The organism is Pseudooceanicola antarcticus, assembly GCF_900215355.1.
GTDB classification, from domain to species: domain Bacteria; phylum Pseudomonadota; class Alphaproteobacteria; order Rhodobacterales; family Rhodobacteraceae; genus Pseudooceanicola; species Pseudooceanicola antarcticus.
On the sequence record NZ_OBEA01000003.1, the window covers coordinates 351,594 to 369,311 of the forward strand.

Consider the following 17,718-nt stretch of genomic DNA (forward strand, 5'->3'; position numbering starts at 1 on the left):
GCCAGGGCTTAGGGCTGCGGCCCGTCCCTCTCAGCCCGCCCCACCGAACAGCCCCCGCGTCACCAGCACGCCGACCAGCGCCGAGGTGCCGGTCAGCACGATGCCCCAGGTCAGGTCCACCGCCACCATTGTGGGCGACCATGCCTTCAGTACGGCATAGTTGGTGATCTCGTAGGTGCCATAGGCCATGGCGCCGATCAGGGCTCCGTTCAGCAGGGCCTGCAGGGGCCGTCCGTCCTCAAGCGCGGGAAGCGAGACGAACCAGATCACCCCGGCGACGTAGAACATGTAGAAGACCGCCGCCGGCAGCAGGCGGGGGTCGTCCAACAGCTGGTCTCCGAGGCGGATCTCGAAGAGCGGCCGCATGACGAGCTTCAGCATCACGGCATCGAGGCCGAGGAAGACCACGGCGGTCACGAGGTAGAGGGTGAGTGTCTGCATTTTGAAGTCTCCCGAGTTGAAGGGGATACGGCGGCGGATACCAACCGGATCACTCGGCAGTGAAGAGCGTGACACCCCCGCGCAGCCCGTGCGCGCCCTTGCCCCTGCCGCGAAGCCCTTGCGCCGGGCCTTGCAGGGCCCGCGCGCGACTAGACCAGATGGCCGGAGGGCAGGCAATGGCGGGGCAAGCAGGGGCCGTGGCAGGCGGCGGATCGCGGGGCAGGGGCCTCGGGCCGGGCCGCGCGCCGCGGGGCGCGACCAAAAGGCACCAGCCATACACCTCTTTGATAGCGACATATTGCCAATAGCTTGCGGCTCGGTCGATGCTGATATGGTCGGGCGAATGATCCGGTGGATATGGATTGTCGTATTCATTTTGAATTTAGAGAAAGTCGTGACGTGCAGCTTATCGTTCTATACCTCGTGACCGCTGCGGTCTTCTTTTCCCTGGATGCCGCGATGCTGCGGATCGCCCTGCGCCCGCTCTTCGCCAGGCAGCATGCGTTCATGAGGCGCGAGAAGCCGCTGCTGCTGCCGGCGGTGCTCTATTACCTCGTCTACGTGGCGGCGATTCTCTGGTTCGTGTCCTGGCCGGCGCTCGAGGCCGATCTGCCCTCCAAGGCCCTGGCGAACGGAGCTTTCCTCGGCGCCGTCAGCTTCGGCTCTCACCAGGTGAACAACTACTCCATCATGCGCGACTGGTCGCCCCTGCTGGTGGTGGTGGATGTCATCTGGGGCGCACTTCTGACCGCGGTTGCGGCCGTGGTTGGCGTGCTGGCCTGTTGGATCTTCCTCCCCGTCATGGGCTAGGCCCCGGGCCGTTCCCGGTGCAGGTTAGCCCCTGGACGCGTCCACCCAATCCCCGCCCCCGCGCCATGGCGAGGCGGGCCATCCTGCCCCTTCGCCGCCGCCGGGCACCCCTTCGTGGTTTGTTATCGAAGAAATGTCATGAATCTGTTACGTTCCTGCAAAGGAGACAGCAGATCATGCGCCCGATCCTCACGACACTTTCGGCCCTTCTCGGCGCCCTGGTGCCGGCCCTCGCGCCCTCTCAGGTGCAGGCGGTCTCGCCCATTGCAGAGGTCATCTGCGACCAGACGCCCCGGCTGGAAAACCGTTTGAAGACAACAATGAACTCCGAGCGCGAAGGCCTGGGCCTGCGCGGTCCGGAACAGGTGATGGAGCTATGGACCACGCCGGGCGGCGATTGGACCATGGTCGTCACCTATGCCACGGGCAAATCCTGCATCGTCGCGATGGGAGAAGCCTGGCAGGGGGGCCTGCGCGCACAGGACCCAACGTGAACCCCCGGTTCACCGGGGATGGGGATTCACTGAGATGTTGAATGTCAGGGTCCCGGCTGCTCAGAGCAGCTTCAGGTCGCCGGCCATCTTTCGGCCGTCCCGTCCCTCGGTCAGCTCGTAGCCGACCTTCTGGTTGTCCGCCAATCCGGTCAACCCGGAGCGTTCCACTGCTGAAATATGTACGAAGACATCCTTCCCACCTTCTTCGGGTTCGATGAAGCCGTAGCCTTTGGTCGTGTTGAACCACTTTACGGTGCCTACAGGCATGCCGTTTCTCCCTCTTGCCGTTCCACCCCGGCGTCGTCCGGGGGTCTTCGATGACGGCACGTATCCCCTAATACTCCGGGACTTTCGCACCTTGCCACATGGTCAGGATTGCATTCGTTTTGTAAAAAGCAAGCAAAACGAGGGCCGTTGTGACTTTCAGCCCCGTATTTCGCGCAAGAAGACGAAAGGGACAGCGATGAAGCTCTACGGTTTGAAAAACTGCGATACCTGCCGCAAGGCCGCCAAGGCCCTGCCGGGGGCCGAGCTGGTCGACCTGCGCCAGGAGCCGCTGCCCGAACCCCTTCTGGACAAGGCGCTGGCGAGCTTCGGAGAGGCCCTGGTCAACCGCCGCTCGACCACCTGGCGCGGCCTCGACGAGGCCGAGCGCGCCCGGCCGCCCAAGGATCTGCTGCGCGATCACGCCTCGCTGATGAAGCGGCCCCTTATATCCGACGGAGAGGATCTCTATCTGGGATGGACCGCGGATGTGCAGAAGGCGCTTGGCCTGTGATGTCCGCAGGGATGGTTGGAACGGTAATGGAAGGATGGCCCCTTGCGTAATGCGGCATTGATCCTGGGTTTGGTCGGCGGGCTGATGGCGCTGGTCGTGGGTTTTGCGGCCTATGGCTATACCGAGGCGATCCGCGCCTGGGGCGAGGTCGACGGCCTCTTCCACCAGGTCGCCAATGTCGAGGCGATGCGCACGGCGGGCCTGCTGTCTCCGATCCTGGCCATCGCGGGGGCCGGCATGGCGCGCAGCCGGGCGCTCTGGGCGGGCGTCCTGATGCTGGCCTCGGTCGCGGGCTTCTACATGGGCTTCGGCGTGACCTTCTTCACCCTCTTCCCCATGGCCTTCATCGCGATTGCGGGCCTTCTGGCGCTGGCCGCAGGTCGCCCGGATGAGCCGGTGCGCCACTTCTGAAAAGAAGACGATCCAGGGACAGGGCGCCCGCGCCCTGCACCGCCAGCACGGCCAGGGTGAAGACCCAGAAGGCGCGCTGATCCAGGATCACCCCATCCGGCAGACGGTCGAACCAGGCCCCGAGGGTGGCCGCATGTTCGATGCCGCCGTGACCGTAGAGATCCGTCAGGCTCTGCACGGCGATGAACCCCACCATGCCAAGGGCGGCCAGCCGCGTCAGCAGACCCAGCACGATGAGCGCCGGCAGGACGAACTCGGCCCAGGTGCCCGCAGTGACCACGGCCCAGTGGAAGATCCCCAGCTTCGAGACATCGTAGCCAACGGCCTCGAAGGCCTTCGGAAAGATCTGCGCATAGGCGCCGACCGAAGGGGTCAGGACGCCGAAGATGCCATCGCCCAGCTTGGTCATGGCAGAGGCCCAGAAGTAGGGCAGCAGCACGGCGGCGAAGATGAAACGCGCCAGCAGCGGCAGCAGCGGCGAGAGCCGCGAGAGGGCTTGGGTCGGGTCGGTCATCGGGCGATCTCCACTGCGGTCAGGGCGCTGCCTTGCAGCAGCAGGCCAAGGATGGCGGGCAGGTCGGCGTCGGGCGCCTCCGCTATTGCGGCCCCCGACGCCTGCTCGGCGCTCTGTCCCTGGCCAAGTGCCTCTATGAAGCCCGCGCCTCCGGCGGGCAGATGGTGCGGCTCCGGGTCGTAGCCGGGGCGGGTGATCAGGATGTCCTCGGCCTCGGGGCGGGGCGGGGGGCCATCGTGGTGGGCCAGCTGCCAGATCTGCCAGAGCGGCCAGGACGAGCGCAGCACCCTGAGCGAGGGCGCGAGGCGCAGATGCGCCTGGGCCAGCACCTCGGGCGGCAGCGCCGCCAGCCTGGCGGGCTCCAGCGGCGTGGCATCGGCGGCGTGGTAGCTTTCGCGCATCGCCAGATCCAGCCGCGCCACATCGGGCAGGTAGCCCAGATGCGCCAGCGGCTGGAAGCGCTGCAGGAAGGCGGGCAGGGCCTCGCCATAGCGGAACATCAGCGGAGAGCTGGGCGGATGCGCCCTGAGGAAGGGCGCGGCCAGCGCGCGCAGGTTCTCGTCCCCCAGAAGCGCGCGCAGGGTCGGGAAACCCTCCAGCACGGCCTCGGTCAGGCCAACCGCCACGTTGTTGCGATAGACCGAGAAGCGCCGCCCGGCCGGGCCGCCATGGCCATCCCGCAGGGTCTCGGGCACCAGGGCCTCGGGGTGCAGCATGGCCTCGCGGAACGCCTGCTGAGAGAGCGGGGTCATGTCGTCACCCTTTGCTGCGCGGCCTCGGCGCGGCGTGCCTCTTCGGCCAACACAGGCCAGTCGGGCACGTCGTTGTCCCATTCGATCAGCAGGGGTTTCGGCCCCGAGAGCGCCAGCACGTGATCCAGCAGCGCCCAGACCGGATCGGCCACCTCGCGGCCATGGCTGTCGATCAGCAGCGGCCGGCCCGCGTCGTCTTCATCCTCGTCATGGCCGCCCAGATGGATCTCGCCCACCTTCTCCAGCGGGAAGTCCTGCACGTAGGCGCGCGGGTCCAGACCAAGATTCACCGCCGAGACAAAGACGTTGTTCACGTCCAGCAACAGCCCGCAGCCGGTGCGCCGGCTGACTTCGCGCAGGAAGTCGGTCTCGGACATCTCGCTTTCGGCAAAGGCCAGGTAGGACGAGGGGTTTTCCAGCAGCATCGGGCGGCCAAGCGCCTCCTGCACCTGGTCCACGTGGGCCACCACGCGGGCCAGGGTCGTGGAGGTGTAGGGCAGGGGCAGCAGGTCGTTGAAATAGGCGCTCTCATGGGTCGACCAGGCCAGGTGCTCCGAGAAGCTGGCCGGGTTCAGCCACTGGCAGAGGTGACGCAGGCGGGAAAGGTGCTCGCTGTCCAGCGCCCCCTCGCCGCCGATCGACAGGCCGACGCCATGCACCGAGATGGGGAAGCGCTCGGCCAGATGGCGCAGCATGGCAATCGGCCGCCCGCCCTCGCCCATGTAGTTCTCGGCGTGGATCTCCAGCCAGCCTACGGGGGCGGGGTTCTCGAGGATGGACGTGTAGTGCTGCGCCTTGAAGCCGACACCGGGTCGCGGCGGCAGGTTGGACGAGGACTGGTCGAACATGGGAACACTCTCCTGTTGAGCCTTTCGCAAACCGCCCTCGGGGCCGCTTGCGAAAGGGTCGGCGGGCAAGAGCGATGCGCCCCGCGGTCGGGGCGGGGCGCATCGTCGGGGCTCAGCCCTCCATCGGCAGGTCACGCTCCAGCGCTTCGAGCGAGCCCATGCGGGCGGTGCCATCTGCCATGGCGGGCAGCTCGATCATGGTGCACTTGCCCGCGTCGACGAGGGTCCAGGCGTTGCCCTGGTAGTCGACCTTCGAGGTGCCGGCACAGGTGGTGCCGGGGCCGGCGGCGCAATCGTTCTCGCCGGCCAGGGACACGCCGAAGCACTTCTCCTTGGCCATGTCATCCGCCACGGCGGTAGAGGCATGGGCGGTCAGGGCGGCGGCGAAAGCGCCTGCAACGGCGGCGGTCTTGAGAATGGTGGACATGGATATCTCCCTAGGTGATCCGATCGGCACGCCGTCATGGCGTCCGTGCCTTACCCTTCGCGGGGCAGAGGGCCTTCGTTACAGGCCTCACGAACGAGTGAAGAGATTGCAGAAAAATCCCCGCTGGCTGTAACGTTTCGCTACTCATCCGCGAATGGAGAGTGGAATGAACGACCGTAACGCGCTTTGGGGGGACCTCCTTCGCCGTGGCAATGCCGGGGACGGGGCGGCCTATGCCCGCTTCCTCACGGCGGCGCTGCCGGTGCTGCGCAACATTGCGCGGGCGCGGCTCTCGGGCGGGACGGCGGAAGAGGTCGAGGACGTGGTGCAGGAGGCGCTGCTGGCGATACATGCCAAGCGCCACACCTGGCGCGAGACCGAGCCGGTGACGCCCTGGCTCTATGCCATCGCCCGCTACAAATGCGCCGATGCGGCGCGCAGGCGGCGGGCGCGTGGCGGGCATGGCGGGGCGGATGTGCCGATCGAGGACCTGGCCGAGGTCCTGCCCGACGAAGCCCTGGGAGAGATCACCGCGGCGCGCGACCTGGGCCAATTGCTGGACCGGATAGACACCAGGGCGGCGGACATCGTGCGCTCGGTCGGGGTCGCGGGCGAAAGCGCCGGAGAGGTCGGCGCCCGCCTCGGGATGACCGAGGGCGCGGTGCGGGTCGCCTATCACCGGGCCATGCAGCGCCTGAAGGCGCTGGCCGACGAGACGAACATGCAACCGGGCCGAGACCCGGACCGACAGCAACTGACAGGACAAGAGGCGGAAACAGCAGTAGGACGACGAAGATGAAGACCGAAGACCTGATATCCTCGCTGGCGGCAGATACCGCTCCCTCCCCCGCGATCGCGGTGGAAACCCGGCTGCCCGGCCTGCTGGTCCTGGGCCTGATGGTCACCGCGCTGAGCTTCGCGCTGGTGCTGGGGCCGCGCCCGGACCTGGCGACCGCGCTGGCCAACCCCATGGTGCTGGCCAAGACCCTGCTGCCGCTGCTGCTGGCCGCCCTGGCCCTGCCGCTGGTGCTGCGCGACGCCCGCCCCGGTGCCCGCTACGGCCTGCCCGGCACGTTGATCTGGGCCGTGCCGCTGGCGGTGCTGGGCCTCGTGGTGCTGGCCTTCCTGACCGTCGATCCCGCCGAGCGTTTGCGCCTCTTCATCGGCCATTCGATCCCGGTCTGCCTGCCCGCGATCACCCTGCTGTCGCTGCCCATGCTGGCGGGCCTGCTGGTCTCGCTGCGCCGTGGCGCCCCGGTGAACCCCTCCCGCTGCGGCGCGCTGGCGGGGCTGGTGGCCGCAGGCTTCGCCACGGCGATCTATTCGACCTTCTGCATCGAGGACAGCCCGCTCTTCTACGGCATCTGGTACTCGGCCGGCATCGGCATCGCCACGGGGCTGGGCGCCCTGGCAGGGCGACACCTGCTGAAGTGGTAGGCCAGCCGCTGATCGTCACGACCGGACAGAAGGGCGCCCCTTGCGGCGCCCTCCCTGTTTTAGGCTGGGCTATTGGTCCTGCTGGCAGAAGCGGATGCGGTTGCCGAAGGGGTCGGTGACCTCGACCTGCAACCCCCAGGGCAGTTCCTCCAGTCCAGGGCGATTGTAGGGATATCGGGTCTCGCTGAGCGCGCGATGCAGCGCGCGCAGGTTCGCGGTGGCGACGAAGACCGTGGCGCCGGGGCTGGCATCGCCGTGGTGTTCGGACAGATGCAGGCTCAGATCGCCTCGCTCGATCCCCATGTAGAGCGGCATATCGGCTGCGAAACGGTGCTCGAAGGTAACGCGGAAGCCCAGGAAGTCGCAGTAGAACGCCCGCGCCTTCGCCTCGTCGAAGATGCGCAGGATCGGGCTGCACCGCAGGAAGCGCGGCGCGTCATCGGGCGCGGCTTGCCTGGCTAGAGCGGCGCAGGCGGTGTTCCAGTCGGGGTGGCCCAGGCTGCGGGCGACGAGCTCCAGCGCGCTGGAATGAGAGATCTCCGTCCCCTCAAGGGACAGGGCAGCCCGCAGGTTCCGGGCCATGGACTTGGCTTGCTCGGGGGTGGTGGTCATCACGAACTCCTGCCAGCGACGGGCATCTCTGCCTTCGGTGCCCGCATTACCGATATGTCACTGGACGGGTCGTTGAAGAAGGCGTCCGGGATGCTTTCACCTTGCCGGGATGGCGCGGGCGGCGGGCAGCATGGGCCCTCGCCAGATGGCCCTATTCGCCGTGGCCCGTCAAGATCCGGCCGGGGACGGGCCGCTCATGGCGCACCGGGTGCAGCCTGCGGGGGCCATGGGCACGAAGACGAAAGGGCGCCCCGTGGGGCGCCCTTTGCGATTGTCTTGTGGTCGGGCCTTAAAGCAGGTCCGGGGCCATGGCCTCGCGCGCCAGCTGCTCGACGATCTCGTCCAGCTTCTGGGTCTTGGTCTGCTTCTCGCCAAGGCGGCGGGTGCTGACGGTGCGCTCTTCGACTTCCTTCATGCCGCAGGCCAGGATGTAGGGCACCTTGCCCACCGAGTGCTCGCGGACCTTGTAGTTGATCTTCTCGTTGCGCAGGTCGGCCTCGGCGCGCACGCCACGGGCCTTCAGCGCCTCGACCACCTCAAGGCAATAGTCGTCGGCATCCGAGACGATGGCCGCGACGACCACCTGACGCGGGGCCAGCCAGACCGGCAGCTTGCCGGCGTGTTCCTCGATCAGGATGCCGATGAAGCGCTCGAAGCTGCCCAGGGTGGCGCGGTGCAGCATGACCGGGCGGTGCTTCTCACCGTCTTGTCCGATGTAGCTGGCCTCCAGCCGCTCGGGCAGGTTCGGGTCGACCTGCAGGGTGCCACACTGCCAGTTCCGGCCGATGGCGTCGGTCAGCGTGAACTCGAGCTTCGGACCATAGAAGGCGCCTTCGCCCTCGAGGATCTCGAAGTCGTAGCCCGCCGCCTTGCAGGCATCGCCCAGGGCCTTCTCGACCATGTCCCAGCTCTCGTCGCTGCCGATGCGCTTCTCGGGGCGGGTCGAAAGCTTGATGGTCCAGTCGTGGAAGCCCAGGTCCGCATAGACCTTGGACAGGAAGGCGATGAAGCGGGCGGTTTCGCTTTCGATCTGGTCTTCGGTGCAGAAGATGTGGCCATCGTCCTGGGTGAAGCCGCGCACCCGCATGATGCCATGCAGCGCGCCCGAGGGCTCGTAGCGCGCGCAAGAGCCGAACTCGGCCATGCGCAGCGGCAGGTCGCGGTAGGACTTCAGGCCGTGGTTGAACACCTGCACGTGGCAGGGGCAGTTCATCGGCTTCAGCGCGTTGACGGTCTTCTCGCGGGCATGGTCCTCGTCCACTTCGACGATGAACATGTTCTCCTGGTAGTTGCCCCAGTGGCCCGAGGCCTCCCAGAGCTTGCGGTTCACCACCTGCGGGGTGTTGACCTCGACATAGCCGCCGCGCCGTTGCTGGCGGCGCATGTAATCCTGCAGCTCGGTGTAGATGGTCCAGCCGTTGGGGTGCCAGAAGACCTGGCCGGGGGCCTCTTCCTGCATGTGGAACAGGCCCATCTCGCGGCCCAGGCGACGGTGGTCGCGCTTGGCGGCCTCCTCCAGCATGGTCAGGTGCTTCTTCAGCTTTTCCTTGCCGGTGAAGGCAACGCCGTAGATCCGCTGCAGCATCGCGCGCGAGCTGTCGCCGCGCCAGTAGGCGCCGGCCACGGACATCAGCTTGAACGCATCGCCTGGCACCTGGCCGGTGTGCTGCAGGTGCGGGCCACGGCACAGGTCCTGCCAGTCGCCGTGCCAGTACATGCGCAGCGGCTCGTCGCCGGGGATGCTCTCGATCAGCTCGACCTTGTAGGGCTCGCCACGGTCCTCGTAGTACTTGATCGCCACGTCGCGGTCCCAGACCTCGGTGCGGACGGGATCGCGAAGATTGATGATTTCCTTCATCTTCTTCTCGATCTCGCCCAGATCTTCCGGGGTGAAGGGCTCGGCGCGGTCGAAGTCGTAGTACCAGCCATCCTTGATCACCGGACCGATTGTGACCTTCACGTCGGGCCAGATCTCCTGCACGGCGCGGGCCATGATGTGGGCCAGGTCATGGCGCACCAGCTCGTTGGCCTGCTCTTCGTCCTTCATCGTGTGAATGGCGATCGAGGCATCCTCGGTGATCGGCCACTGCAGGTCCCAGTGCTGACCGTTGACGGTGGCGGAAATGGCCTTCTTGGCCAGCGAGGTGGAGATGCCGGCAGCCACGTCGGCAGGGGTGATCCCTGCGTCGTAGTCGCGTGCATTGCCATCGGGGAAGGTGAGGGAGATCTGGGACATATGTCGTCCTCCTCGTCAGTTTGGCGCCCACGGAACGCCCGGTTGCGGGTTATGTGTCTGCGCCTTTTGGCCCCTGCGCGGGCAAGGGTCAAGGCAGAGAATGGGCCGCGCCCGCCCTGTCGCGGAGCGGCCACAGCTCCTGACGCCGGGCGGTCACCGCTGAACCTTTTGTCGCCTCGCGCGTTGGGTTGGCCGACCAGCAGAAGGGCCAGTCATGAACGAAGAAGAGCTATTCGCGCGGATTTCCGGGGCGGAAGAGACGCCGGACAAGCGCGAAGGCAGGAACGGGCTGCGAGAGATCGCCGCCCTGTCGATGACCAAGATCAGCGACGGGCTGATCGACCCGAAACTGGTGCTTTCCTGGCTGTTGAACGCGCTTGGTGCGCCGGCCGCCTTCGTCACCGCCCTCGTGCCCATCCGCGAGGCGGGGGCGCTGTTGCCGCAGATGCTGCTGGCCGCCCGGCTGAAGACACTGGCGCATCGCAAGTGGATGTGGGCGGGGGGCTCGGTCCTGCAGGGGCTGGCGGCCCTGGGCATCGCCGCCTCGGGGCTTGCCTTCGAGGGCTGGCTGGCCGGGCTGGCGATCTGCGCCGCCCTGGCCGTGCTGGCGCTGGCACGGGCGGCCTGCTCGGTCTCCTTCAAGGAGGTTCAGGGCAAGACCATCGCCAAGACCCGGCGCGGCGCGGTGACCGGGCTGGCCAGCTCGCTGGCCTCGGTGGCCGTGGTGCTCTTCGCCGCCCTGCTGCTCTCGGGCCTTCTGCAGGATCGCGGAGCGGTGGTGATCGCCGTGGCGCTGGCCGGTGTGCTCTGGCTGCTGGCCGGGGCGCTCTTCTCGACCCTCAGCGAGCCCGCGAGCGAGGTCGAGGACGCCCCCGGCCTGCCGCCCCTGCGCAAGACGCTGGCCGAGGACCCGGACCTGCGCCGCTTCATCGCGGTGCGCGGCCTGCTGGTGCCGACCGCGCTGGCCCCGCCCTATATCGTGCTGCTCTCGCAGGAAGACGGAGAGGGCCTGCTGGGGCAGTTGGGTGCCATGCTTCTGGCCTCGGCGCTGGCCTCTTTCCTGTCGTCCTATCTCTGGGGGCGGCTGGCGGACCGCTCGGCCCGCATGGTGCTGGCGGCGGCGGGGGGCTGCGCGGCGCTCGCCATGGTGGCGATGCTGGCGCTCTACTGGGCGGGAATGGCCGGCACGGTCTGGGCCGGGCCGGTGGTGCTCTTTGGCCTGATGGTGGCCTACCACGGGGTGTGGCAGGCGCGCTCGACCTACCTGGTGGACATGGCGCCGAAGGAGGCGCGCGCGCGCTATGCCTCTGTCGCCAATACGATGATCGGCTCGATCCTGTTGCTGGCCGGGCTCTTCGGCGGCGCGGTCTCGACCCTGTCGGCGGCCTGGGCGCTGGCGGGCTTCGCCGTGATCTCGGCAGCCGGCGGGGCGCTGGCCCTGACACTGCGCGAGGTCGAGCGGGGCTGATGTTGCCCTTGGGCGCGGCTCGTGCCAATCATCCCCCAAACGAGGGGAGCCAACATGACCGACGCAAGCCGTATCGCCACGCCGCAGGGCCGGACCCTGGCCTATCACCTGACCGAAGCGGCGGGGGAGCGCCCGACGGTGGTCTTCCTGGGCGGGTTCAACTCGGACATGGGCGGCACCAAGGCGGTCTTCCTCGAGGAATGGTGCGCCGGGCAGGGCCTGTCGTTCCTGCGCTTCGACTACTCGGGCCACGGCGAAAGCTCCGAGGCCTTCACAGATGGCTGTATCGGTGACTGGGCCGAGGATGCCGCGTTCATCCTCTCCGAGGTGACCTCGGGGCCGCTGATCCTCGTGGGGTCGTCGATGGGGGGCTGGATCTCGCTGCTGATGACCCGCCGCATGCCCGAACGCATCGCGGGCCTCGTCACCATCGCCGCCGCCCCCGATTTCACCGAGGACAGCATGTGGGCGGGCTTCACCGAGGCGCAGCGCCTGGCGCTGGAGATGGTGGAACAAGTCGCCCTGCCGTCGGAATACGGCGAGCCCTACGTGATCACCAAGCGGCTGATCGAGGACGGGCGCAACCACCTGCTGCTGCGCGATCCCGTCCCGCTGCCCTTCCCGGTGCGCTTCCTGCACGGCACCGCCGATGCGGATGTCGAGCTGTCGGTCGCCCTGCGCCTGATGGAACGGGCCGAGGGGGCCGATATCCACCTGCGCCTGGTCAAGGGCGCGGACCACAGGTTCTCGACGCCGGAATGCCTGGCGCTGATCTCGGGCGCCATCGAAGAGGTGCTGGCCGCGCTCTAGGCGGCCAGGCGCCTGCCCGGCGCCCGGCCTCGGCGCTCAGGCCTTCTTCTTCTCGGGGATCAGCTGCTGCGCCATGCCGGCGAGCAGCAGGTAGAGGCTGACGATCACCAGCAGCACCTCGGTCCAGTCGGGCATGACGAAATTGCGCAGGGTGCCATAAAGAGCCAGGGTCACCCAGAGGGCTGCCATGGGCAGGGTGACCTGCCGCCAGCGCTTGGTGCGGACCGGGTGGATGAACTTCAGCGGCAGGAACATCATCGGCGTCAGCACCAGGATGATGGCGACCATGATCATCCAGTGCGGCTCGGTGGCGAAGAAGACCAGCACCACCATGTTCCAGCAGCCGGGGAAGCCCCAGAAGCTGTTGTCATCGGTCTTCATCCGCGTGTCGGCGAAATAGACCGAGCTGGCAAAGGCGATCAGCAGCACGCCGAACCAGCCCGTCCAGCCCGGCAGCAGCCCGCTCTGGTAGAGGGCGAAGGCGGGAATGAAGACATAGGTCAGGAAGTCGATGATCAGGTCCAGCAGCACCCCGTCGATCTGGGCGGCGTGGGTCTTCACGTCGTAGCGCCGGGCCAGCGGCCCGTCGAGGCCGTCGACCGCGAAGGCCACCACCAGCCAGAGATACATTGTCTCCCAGGCCGAATTGGCCGCGGCGATGATCGCCAGCATGGAAAAGACCGCACCAGTGGCGGTCAGGAGATGGACGGAGACGGCGCGCATGCGGACAGGAGAAATCATGCAGGAGGCTAGCCACAAATCCGCAAGCGAGACAAGGGAATGCGACAGCGCAGGTGTCGGTCTGCGCTCATCTGCGCGGATGGGCCTTGCGGTAGACCTCCATCAGGCGGGCGCTGTCGACCGCCGTATAGGCCTGGGTGGTCGAAAGGCTGGCATGTCCCAGCAGCTCCTGGATCGCCCGCAGATCGCCGCCTGCGTTGAGCAGGTGGGTGGCGAAGCTGTGGCGCATGGCATGGGGCGTGGCGCTGGCGGGCAGGCCCATCTGGGCCCGCACCTGGGCCATGGCCTTGCGGATCGATTGCGGCGGCAGGGGGCCACCCCTTATGCCGCGAAACACCGGCAGGTCGGGCTCCATCGGCCAGGGGCAGAGCGCCATGTAGCGCTCGACGCTGGCGCGGGCCGGGGCGATCAGCGGAACGATGCGCTCCTTGCCGCCCTTGCCGCGAATGCGCAGGCTGTCGCCCAGGGGCAGGTCGGCACCGCTGAGGCCAAGCGCCTCTGAAATCCGCAGCCCGCAGCCATAGAGCAACGTCACCACCGCCACGTCGCGGGCCGAAACCCAGTCGCGGGCATCCTGTTCGCCCAGTTGCTCCAGCATCTGCGCCGCATCGGGCTCGGACAGCGGGCGCGGCAGCTTGCGCTGGTAGCGCGGCGAGCGGGCCGAAAGCACCGCCGTGGCATCGAAGCCTTCGCGTTCGGCCAGCCAGCGATAGAAGCCCTTCACGGCGGAAAGCTTGCGCGCCAGGCTGCGCGGCCCGCAACCACCGGCGCGCAGATGCGCCATCCAGGCCCGCATGTCGCTGAGCGTGACCTCCTTCAGAGGCCCCAGGCCCTGGGGCCCGCCCTTGTGGTGGCTCATGAAGGAGAGATAGTCGACGAGATCGCCGCGATAGGCGGTCAGCGTGTTGTCGGCCCGGTCCAGCAAGGCGCCCTGCGCCTCCAGCCAGTCGGCCAGCGCATCGCGCGCCGCCGCCGAAATCGCAAGACCGCCGTCCCGGCTCATGACAGCCAGCGGCGCATCGTCCTCTCGAAGACGCCGGCGAAGAAGCCCAGCAGGTCGGTGCCCTGCTGCGGGGTGAACTGGTGCGGGTCCTCGGACCCCATCAGCAGCATCCCCGGCAGTCGCCCGGTGCCGAAGTCCAGCCGCAGGCAGGCTTCCGAGAAGGTATAGGCGGATTTCTCGCCGTAGAGCTCGGCGGGGCCGGCCTCGATCTGGCGCAGCACCACCTGGCGGGTGGGAGAGTTGCGGTGGCCGTCCATGTAGGCGGCGATGAAGCCCGGTTCGACCACCCGCAGCACCTCGCCCAGACGGCTGACCGCCGGGTCGTCGCCCGCTTCATTGGATTCCAGCACCAGGTGCATCGAATCGACGCCCAGGATGTCGCTGACCTCGCCCTCGAGATCACGCAGGAAGGTCTCGAACTCCTGCGCGTCCATCATGCGCAGCAGGGCGCGGTGGATCTGGTTGGTCCCGGCGAGGTTCTCGTAGGCCGCGGCGATGACGCTGCGGTGGGTATCCTCGAGCCGGTCAAGCCGCGCTTCCAGGCGCTCCATGGCGATGCCGCGCAGGTCGACGATATTGCCGCCCATGGTCTTTTCATTGGCCGCAACGAGGGCCTGCATCATGTCGCGGTCATCAAGGATGATGTCGGGGCGTGCCAGGACCCGCTCGCGCAGCTTGCGGTCCAGCTCGGGCTTGCCGGGGGTCGTGTTCATTGCAGCCTCGGTGTTTCTCGTCGGTCGGGACGGTACCAGAATTCCGGGCCATTTTCGCGCGTTTTCACCAGGGGCGTCCAGAGGTGTTGCGCGGGGGGCAGAGACTTTGGTGGCAAGGCCGCAAATAAGAAAGCGGAGGGACTTTCCCTCCGCTTTCGAATGTTCATCAGGGGGGGATCAGAGGATCTTGATTCCCGCGTCCTTGATGTCGGCCAGGAAGGCGGCCAGGCCCTTGTCGGTCAGGGGATGGTTGGCCAGGGCCTTGATCACGGCAGGCGGTGCGGTGATCACATCGGCACCAATCCGCGCAGATTCGGCCACGTGGTTCGCGGTGCGGATCGAAGCGGCCAGGATCTCGGTCTCGTAGTTGTAGTTGTCGTAGACCGTGCGGATGTCCTCGATCAGCTGCATGCCGTCGAGGTTGATGTCATCGAGGCGGCCGATGAAGGGGCTGATGAAGGTCGCGCCGGCCTTGGCGGCCAGCAGCGCCTGGTTGGCGCTGAAGCAAAGCGTCACGTTGACCATGGCGCCATCGTCCGACAGCACCTTGCAGGCCTTCAGGCCGTCCCAGGTCAGCGGCACCTTCACCGCGATGTTGTCGGCGATCTCGAGAAGCTTGCGGCCTTCGGCGATCATCTGGTCGGCCTCGGTGGCGACGACCTCGGCAGAGACGGGGCCCTCGACGAGGTCGCAGATCTCCTTGGTCACTTCCAGGATGTCCCGGCCGGACTTCTTGATCAGCGAGGGGTTGGTGGTCACGCCGTCCACCATGCCAAGCTCATTCAGCTCGGCGATGGCGGGGACGTCGGCGGTATCGACGAAGAACTTCATGGCAAGGGTTCCCGTGGTTGATTGTGTCGCCCCGCGTTTACCCGATAGAGTGCACTGCCGAAACCCCTGACACGCGAGCGCGCCCTTTGGCCGACCCCGATCCTCTTTTCACTGCCTCGCTTTTCGACGAGACCCCCGCCTACAGCTATGCCCCCGCCGATTACGCGGCCGGAGAGCTGGTCTCGGTGCTGACCACGCAGCCGCTGGACCGGCCGCTGGACTACCTGGCGCCCGAGGGCGGGGTGGCGGATGGTGCCTTCGTCATGGTGCCGCTCGGACCGCGGCAGGTGCTGGGCGTGGTCTGGGGCAGGGGGCTGGGCGGTTTCGACCTGAAGAAGGCCCGGCGCATCCATGCCGTTCTGCCCGTGCCGCCGATGCGCGAAGAGATGCGCGACTTCCTGACCCGCGCGGGCGACTACACCCTGACCTCGATGCCCGCCATGCTGCGGCTGGCCACCCGCGCGCCGGGGCTGACCAACCCGCCCTCGATGCAGAAGGTCTACCGGCTGGGCGAGGGCGAACCGGATCGGATGACCGATGCGCGCAGCCGCGTTCTGGCGGTGCTGGAGGAATTCGGCGGCCTGGCCTTCACCCTGAAGGAGCTCTCGGATGCCGCCGGGGTCACCTCCTCGGTGATCAAGGGGCTGGTCAAGCAGGGCGCGGTCTTTGAAGAGAACACCCCCCGCGACCTGCCCTTCCCGCGGCTCGACCCCGCGCTGCCCGGCAAGACCCTCTCCGAGGCGCAACAGGCCGCCTCCGATACCCTGCGCGAGGGGATCAATTCGGGCCGCTACGGCACCACCCTGCTGCGCGGCATCACCGGCTCGGGCAAGACCGAGGTCTACCTGGAAGCCGTCGCCGCCTGTCTTGCCAGGGGGCGTCAGGCCATGGTGCTGCTGCCCGAGATCGCGCTCTCGGCCGAATTCCTGTCTCGGGTCGAGAAGCGCTTCGGTGCCCGCCCCGCCGAATGGCACTCGGGCGTGACCATGACCGAGCGCCGCCGCACCTGGAAGATGGTGGCAGAGGGCGGCGCGCAGCTGGTCGTGGGCGCCCGCTCGGCGCTCTTCCTGCCCTACCGCGATCTTGGCCTGATCGTGGTGGATGAGGAACACGACAGCTCCTACAAGCAGGAAGATGGCGTGCTCTACAACGCCCGCGACATGGCGGTGCTGCGCGCCTCCCTGGCGGGGGCCCAGGTGGTGCTGGCCTCGGCCACGCCCTCGCTGGAAAGCTGGGTCAACGCCCAGGCGGGCAAGTACCGCCGCCTCGACCTGAAATCCCGCTTCGGCTCCGCCGCCCTGCCCGAGATGCGCGCCATCGACATGCGCGCCGAGGACATGCCCAAGGGCCGCTGGATCTCGCCCCGGCTGCAATCCGAGGTGATGAAACGGGTCGAGAACGGCGAGCAGGCGCTCCTCTTTCTCAACCGGCGCGGCTATGCGCCGGTCACCCTCTGCCGCGCCTGCGGCGACCAGATCGAATGCCCGCAATGCGACGCCCGCATGGTCGAGCACCGCTTCCTCAAGCGCCTGATGTGCCACCAGTGCGGCGAGAGCATGCCGATCCCCGAGACCTGCCCCAAGTGCGAGGCCGAGGGCACGCTCTCGGCCGTGGGGCCCGGTGTCGAGCGGCTGACCGAAGAGGCGACGGAGCTCTTCCCCGAGGCCCGTATCGCCACCCTCTCATCAGACCTCTTCGCCTCGGCCCGCGCCCTGAAACAGGCGGTCGAAACCATCGCCACCGGCGGCGCCGATATCATCGTCGGCACCCAGCTGGTGGCCAAGGGCCACAACTTCCCGCTGCTGACCCTGGTCGGCGTGATCGACGCCGACCTCGGCCTGCATGGCTCCGACATGCGGGCGGCGGAAAAGACCTTCCAGCTGATGCGCCAGGTGGCGGGCCGCGCGGGCCGCGCCGAGAAACCGGGCGAGGCGCTGATGCAGACCTTCCAGCCCGAACACCCGGTGATCCGCGCCATCCTCTCGGGCGACGAAGAGGAATTCTGGAACGCCGAGGCCGAAAGTCGCGCGCAGGCGGGCATGCCGCCCTTCGGGCGCATGGCCGGGATCATCCTGTCCTCGGAACGGGCCGAAGAGGCCTTCGAGGCCGGCACGATGCTGGCCCGCCACGACGGGCCGATCCGCCAGGCCGGCGCGGTGGTCTACGGTCCGGCCCCGGCCCCCATTGCCCGCATCCGCGGCTGGCACCGGGTGCGCATGCTGGTCAAGGCCCCGAAGGGCGTGGCGCTGCAACGGGCGGTCTCGGACTGGATCGGCGGGGTACGGCTGCCGAAGACCCTGCGCCTCTCGGTCGATATCGATCCCCAAAGCTTCTACTGACCCCCGCGTCCGCCTGGCCCGCCCCCCCTTGCGCATCACCAGGCTGAAAATAC

21 protein-coding genes are annotated in these 17,718 nt (G+C 67.7%); 9 read left to right on the plus strand and 12 right to left on the minus strand.

Annotated features, from left to right (window positions below):
- Positions 1-30 precede the first annotated feature (30 nt).
- Positions 31-441 carry a DUF2177 family protein gene (locus tag CRO50_RS09640; protein ID WP_097145688.1) on the minus strand — a complete coding sequence of 137 codons (411 nt, stop codon included), beginning with the start codon at positions 439-441 and terminating at the stop codon, positions 31-33.
- Positions 442-840: 399 nt separating this feature from the next.
- Here CRO50_RS09640 and CRO50_RS09645 point away from each other — a divergent pair, with 399 nt between their 5' ends.
- Together CRO50_RS09645 and CRO50_RS09650 are read left to right on the plus strand one after the other, a co-directional pair.
- On the plus strand, positions 841-1,251 hold the full coding sequence (locus tag CRO50_RS09645) for a DUF2177 family protein (protein WP_097145689.1): 411 nt from the start codon (positions 841-843) through the stop codon (positions 1,249-1,251).
- A 176-nt stretch (positions 1,252-1,427) separates the two neighbouring features.
- Positions 1,428-1,745 carry a hypothetical protein gene (locus CRO50_RS09650; protein ID WP_232617659.1) on the plus strand — a complete coding sequence of 106 codons (318 nt, stop codon included), beginning with the start codon at positions 1,428-1,430 and terminating at the stop codon, positions 1,743-1,745.
- 60 nt (positions 1,746-1,805) lie between these two features.
- Here the strand turns inward: CRO50_RS09650 and CRO50_RS09655 are convergent, their stop codons facing one another.
- Positions 1,806-2,012 (minus strand): cold-shock protein, encoded by a 207-nt coding sequence (locus CRO50_RS09655; protein ID WP_097145690.1) that lies wholly within the window; start codon positions 2,010-2,012, stop codon positions 1,806-1,808.
- A 196-nt stretch (positions 2,013-2,208) separates the two neighbouring features.
- On the opposite strand from CRO50_RS09655, the gene CRO50_RS09660 reads away from it, so the two are divergent.
- Together CRO50_RS09660 and CRO50_RS09665 are read left to right on the plus strand one after the other, a co-directional pair.
- A complete protein-coding gene (locus CRO50_RS09660; RefSeq protein WP_097145691.1) occupies positions 2,209-2,523 on the plus strand; it encodes an ArsC/Spx/MgsR family protein in 315 nt (104 codons plus the stop codon).
- Positions 2,524-2,565: 42 nt separating this feature from the next.
- A complete protein-coding gene (locus CRO50_RS09665; RefSeq protein WP_097145692.1) occupies positions 2,566-2,934 on the plus strand; it encodes a hypothetical protein in 369 nt (122 codons plus the stop codon).
- Here the strand turns inward: CRO50_RS09665 and CRO50_RS09670 are convergent.
- The 4 genes from CRO50_RS09670 to CRO50_RS09685 all read right to left on the minus strand — a co-directional run bounded on the left by CRO50_RS09670 (position 2,867) and on the right by CRO50_RS09685 (position 5,475).
- Positions 2,867-3,448, minus strand: coding sequence for a DoxX family protein (locus CRO50_RS09670; RefSeq protein WP_097145693.1), 582 nt, complete (start codon positions 3,446-3,448; stop codon positions 2,867-2,869). The genes CRO50_RS09665 and CRO50_RS09670 overlap by 68 nt on opposite strands.
- Positions 3,445-4,200 carry an HvfC/BufC N-terminal domain-containing protein gene (locus CRO50_RS09675; protein ID WP_097145694.1) on the minus strand — a complete coding sequence of 252 codons (756 nt, stop codon included), beginning with the start codon at positions 4,198-4,200 and terminating at the stop codon, positions 3,445-3,447. Before CRO50_RS09675 ends, CRO50_RS09670 begins: the two co-directional genes overlap by 4 nt.
- Positions 4,197-5,048, minus strand: a complete 852-nt coding sequence (bufB, locus tag CRO50_RS09680) for an MNIO family bufferin maturase (protein WP_097145695.1) — start codon at positions 5,046-5,048, stop codon at positions 4,197-4,199. Before bufB ends, CRO50_RS09675 begins: the two co-directional genes overlap by 4 nt.
- 112 nt (positions 5,049-5,160) lie before the next feature.
- Entirely contained in the window at positions 5,161-5,475 is a 315-nt protein-coding gene (locus CRO50_RS09685; protein ID WP_097145696.1) for a BufA1 family periplasmic bufferin-type metallophore, read from the minus strand.
- Between the two features lie 166 nt (positions 5,476-5,641).
- Here CRO50_RS09685 and CRO50_RS09690 point away from each other — a divergent pair, with 166 nt between their 5' ends.
- Positions 5,642-6,274 carry a sigma-70 family RNA polymerase sigma factor gene (locus tag CRO50_RS09690; RefSeq protein WP_097145697.1) on the plus strand — a complete coding sequence of 211 codons (633 nt, stop codon included), beginning with the start codon at positions 5,642-5,644 and terminating at the stop codon, positions 6,272-6,274.
- On the plus strand, positions 6,271-6,912 hold the full coding sequence (locus tag CRO50_RS09695) for an NrsF family protein (RefSeq protein WP_097145698.1): 642 nt from the start codon (positions 6,271-6,273) through the stop codon (positions 6,910-6,912). Before CRO50_RS09690 ends, CRO50_RS09695 begins: the two co-directional genes overlap by 4 nt.
- Before the next feature lie 69 nt (positions 6,913-6,981).
- On the opposite strand, the gene CRO50_RS09700 is transcribed toward CRO50_RS09695, so the two are convergent.
- Together CRO50_RS09700 and thrS are read right to left on the minus strand one after the other, a co-directional pair.
- Positions 6,982-7,524 (minus strand): glyoxalase superfamily protein, encoded by a 543-nt coding sequence (locus CRO50_RS09700; RefSeq protein ID WP_097145699.1) that lies wholly within the window; start codon positions 7,522-7,524, stop codon positions 6,982-6,984.
- Positions 7,525-7,813: 289 nt separating this feature from the next.
- Positions 7,814-9,760: a threonine--tRNA ligase gene (gene thrS / locus CRO50_RS09705; RefSeq protein WP_097145700.1), complete on the minus strand. Its 1,947-nt coding sequence runs from the start codon at positions 9,758-9,760 to the stop codon at positions 7,814-7,816.
- A gap of 214 nt (positions 9,761-9,974) precedes the next feature.
- Here thrS and CRO50_RS09710 point away from each other — a divergent pair, with 214 nt between their 5' ends.
- Together CRO50_RS09710 and CRO50_RS09715 are read left to right on the plus strand one after the other, a co-directional pair.
- Complete coding sequence (locus tag CRO50_RS09710) at positions 9,975-11,228, plus strand: MFS transporter (RefSeq protein WP_097145701.1); 1,254 nt, start codon at positions 9,975-9,977, stop codon at positions 11,226-11,228.
- A gap of 54 nt (positions 11,229-11,282) precedes the next feature.
- On the plus strand, positions 11,283-12,038 hold the full coding sequence (locus CRO50_RS09715) for an alpha/beta fold hydrolase (RefSeq protein WP_097145702.1): 756 nt from the start codon (positions 11,283-11,285) through the stop codon (positions 12,036-12,038).
- Positions 12,039-12,074: 36 nt separating this feature from the next.
- Here the strand turns inward: CRO50_RS09715 and CRO50_RS09720 are convergent, their stop codons facing one another.
- The 4 genes from CRO50_RS09720 to fsa form a co-directional block, all read right to left on the minus strand.
- Positions 12,075-12,761 carry a CDP-alcohol phosphatidyltransferase family protein gene (locus tag CRO50_RS09720; RefSeq protein ID WP_232617660.1) on the minus strand — a complete coding sequence of 229 codons (687 nt, stop codon included), beginning with the start codon at positions 12,759-12,761 and terminating at the stop codon, positions 12,075-12,077.
- 85 nt (positions 12,762-12,846) lie between these two features.
- Positions 12,847-13,782, minus strand: a complete 936-nt coding sequence (locus tag CRO50_RS09725) for a tyrosine recombinase XerC (protein ID WP_097145704.1) — start codon at positions 13,780-13,782, stop codon at positions 12,847-12,849.
- Positions 13,779-14,495: a DUF484 family protein gene (locus CRO50_RS09730; protein ID WP_097145705.1), complete on the minus strand. Its 717-nt coding sequence runs from the start codon at positions 14,493-14,495 to the stop codon at positions 13,779-13,781. Before CRO50_RS09730 ends, CRO50_RS09725 begins: the two co-directional genes overlap by 4 nt.
- Positions 14,496-14,672: 177 nt before the next feature.
- Positions 14,673-15,326, minus strand: coding sequence for a fructose-6-phosphate aldolase (gene fsa / locus CRO50_RS09735; RefSeq protein WP_097145706.1), 654 nt, complete (start codon positions 15,324-15,326; stop codon positions 14,673-14,675).
- A gap of 176 nt (positions 15,327-15,502) precedes the next feature.
- Here fsa and CRO50_RS09740 point away from each other — a divergent pair, with 176 nt between their 5' ends.
- Positions 15,503-17,665, plus strand: a complete 2,163-nt coding sequence (locus tag CRO50_RS09740; protein ID WP_097145905.1) for a primosomal protein N' — start codon at positions 15,503-15,505, stop codon at positions 17,663-17,665.
- Positions 17,666-17,718: the final 53 nt, after the last annotated feature.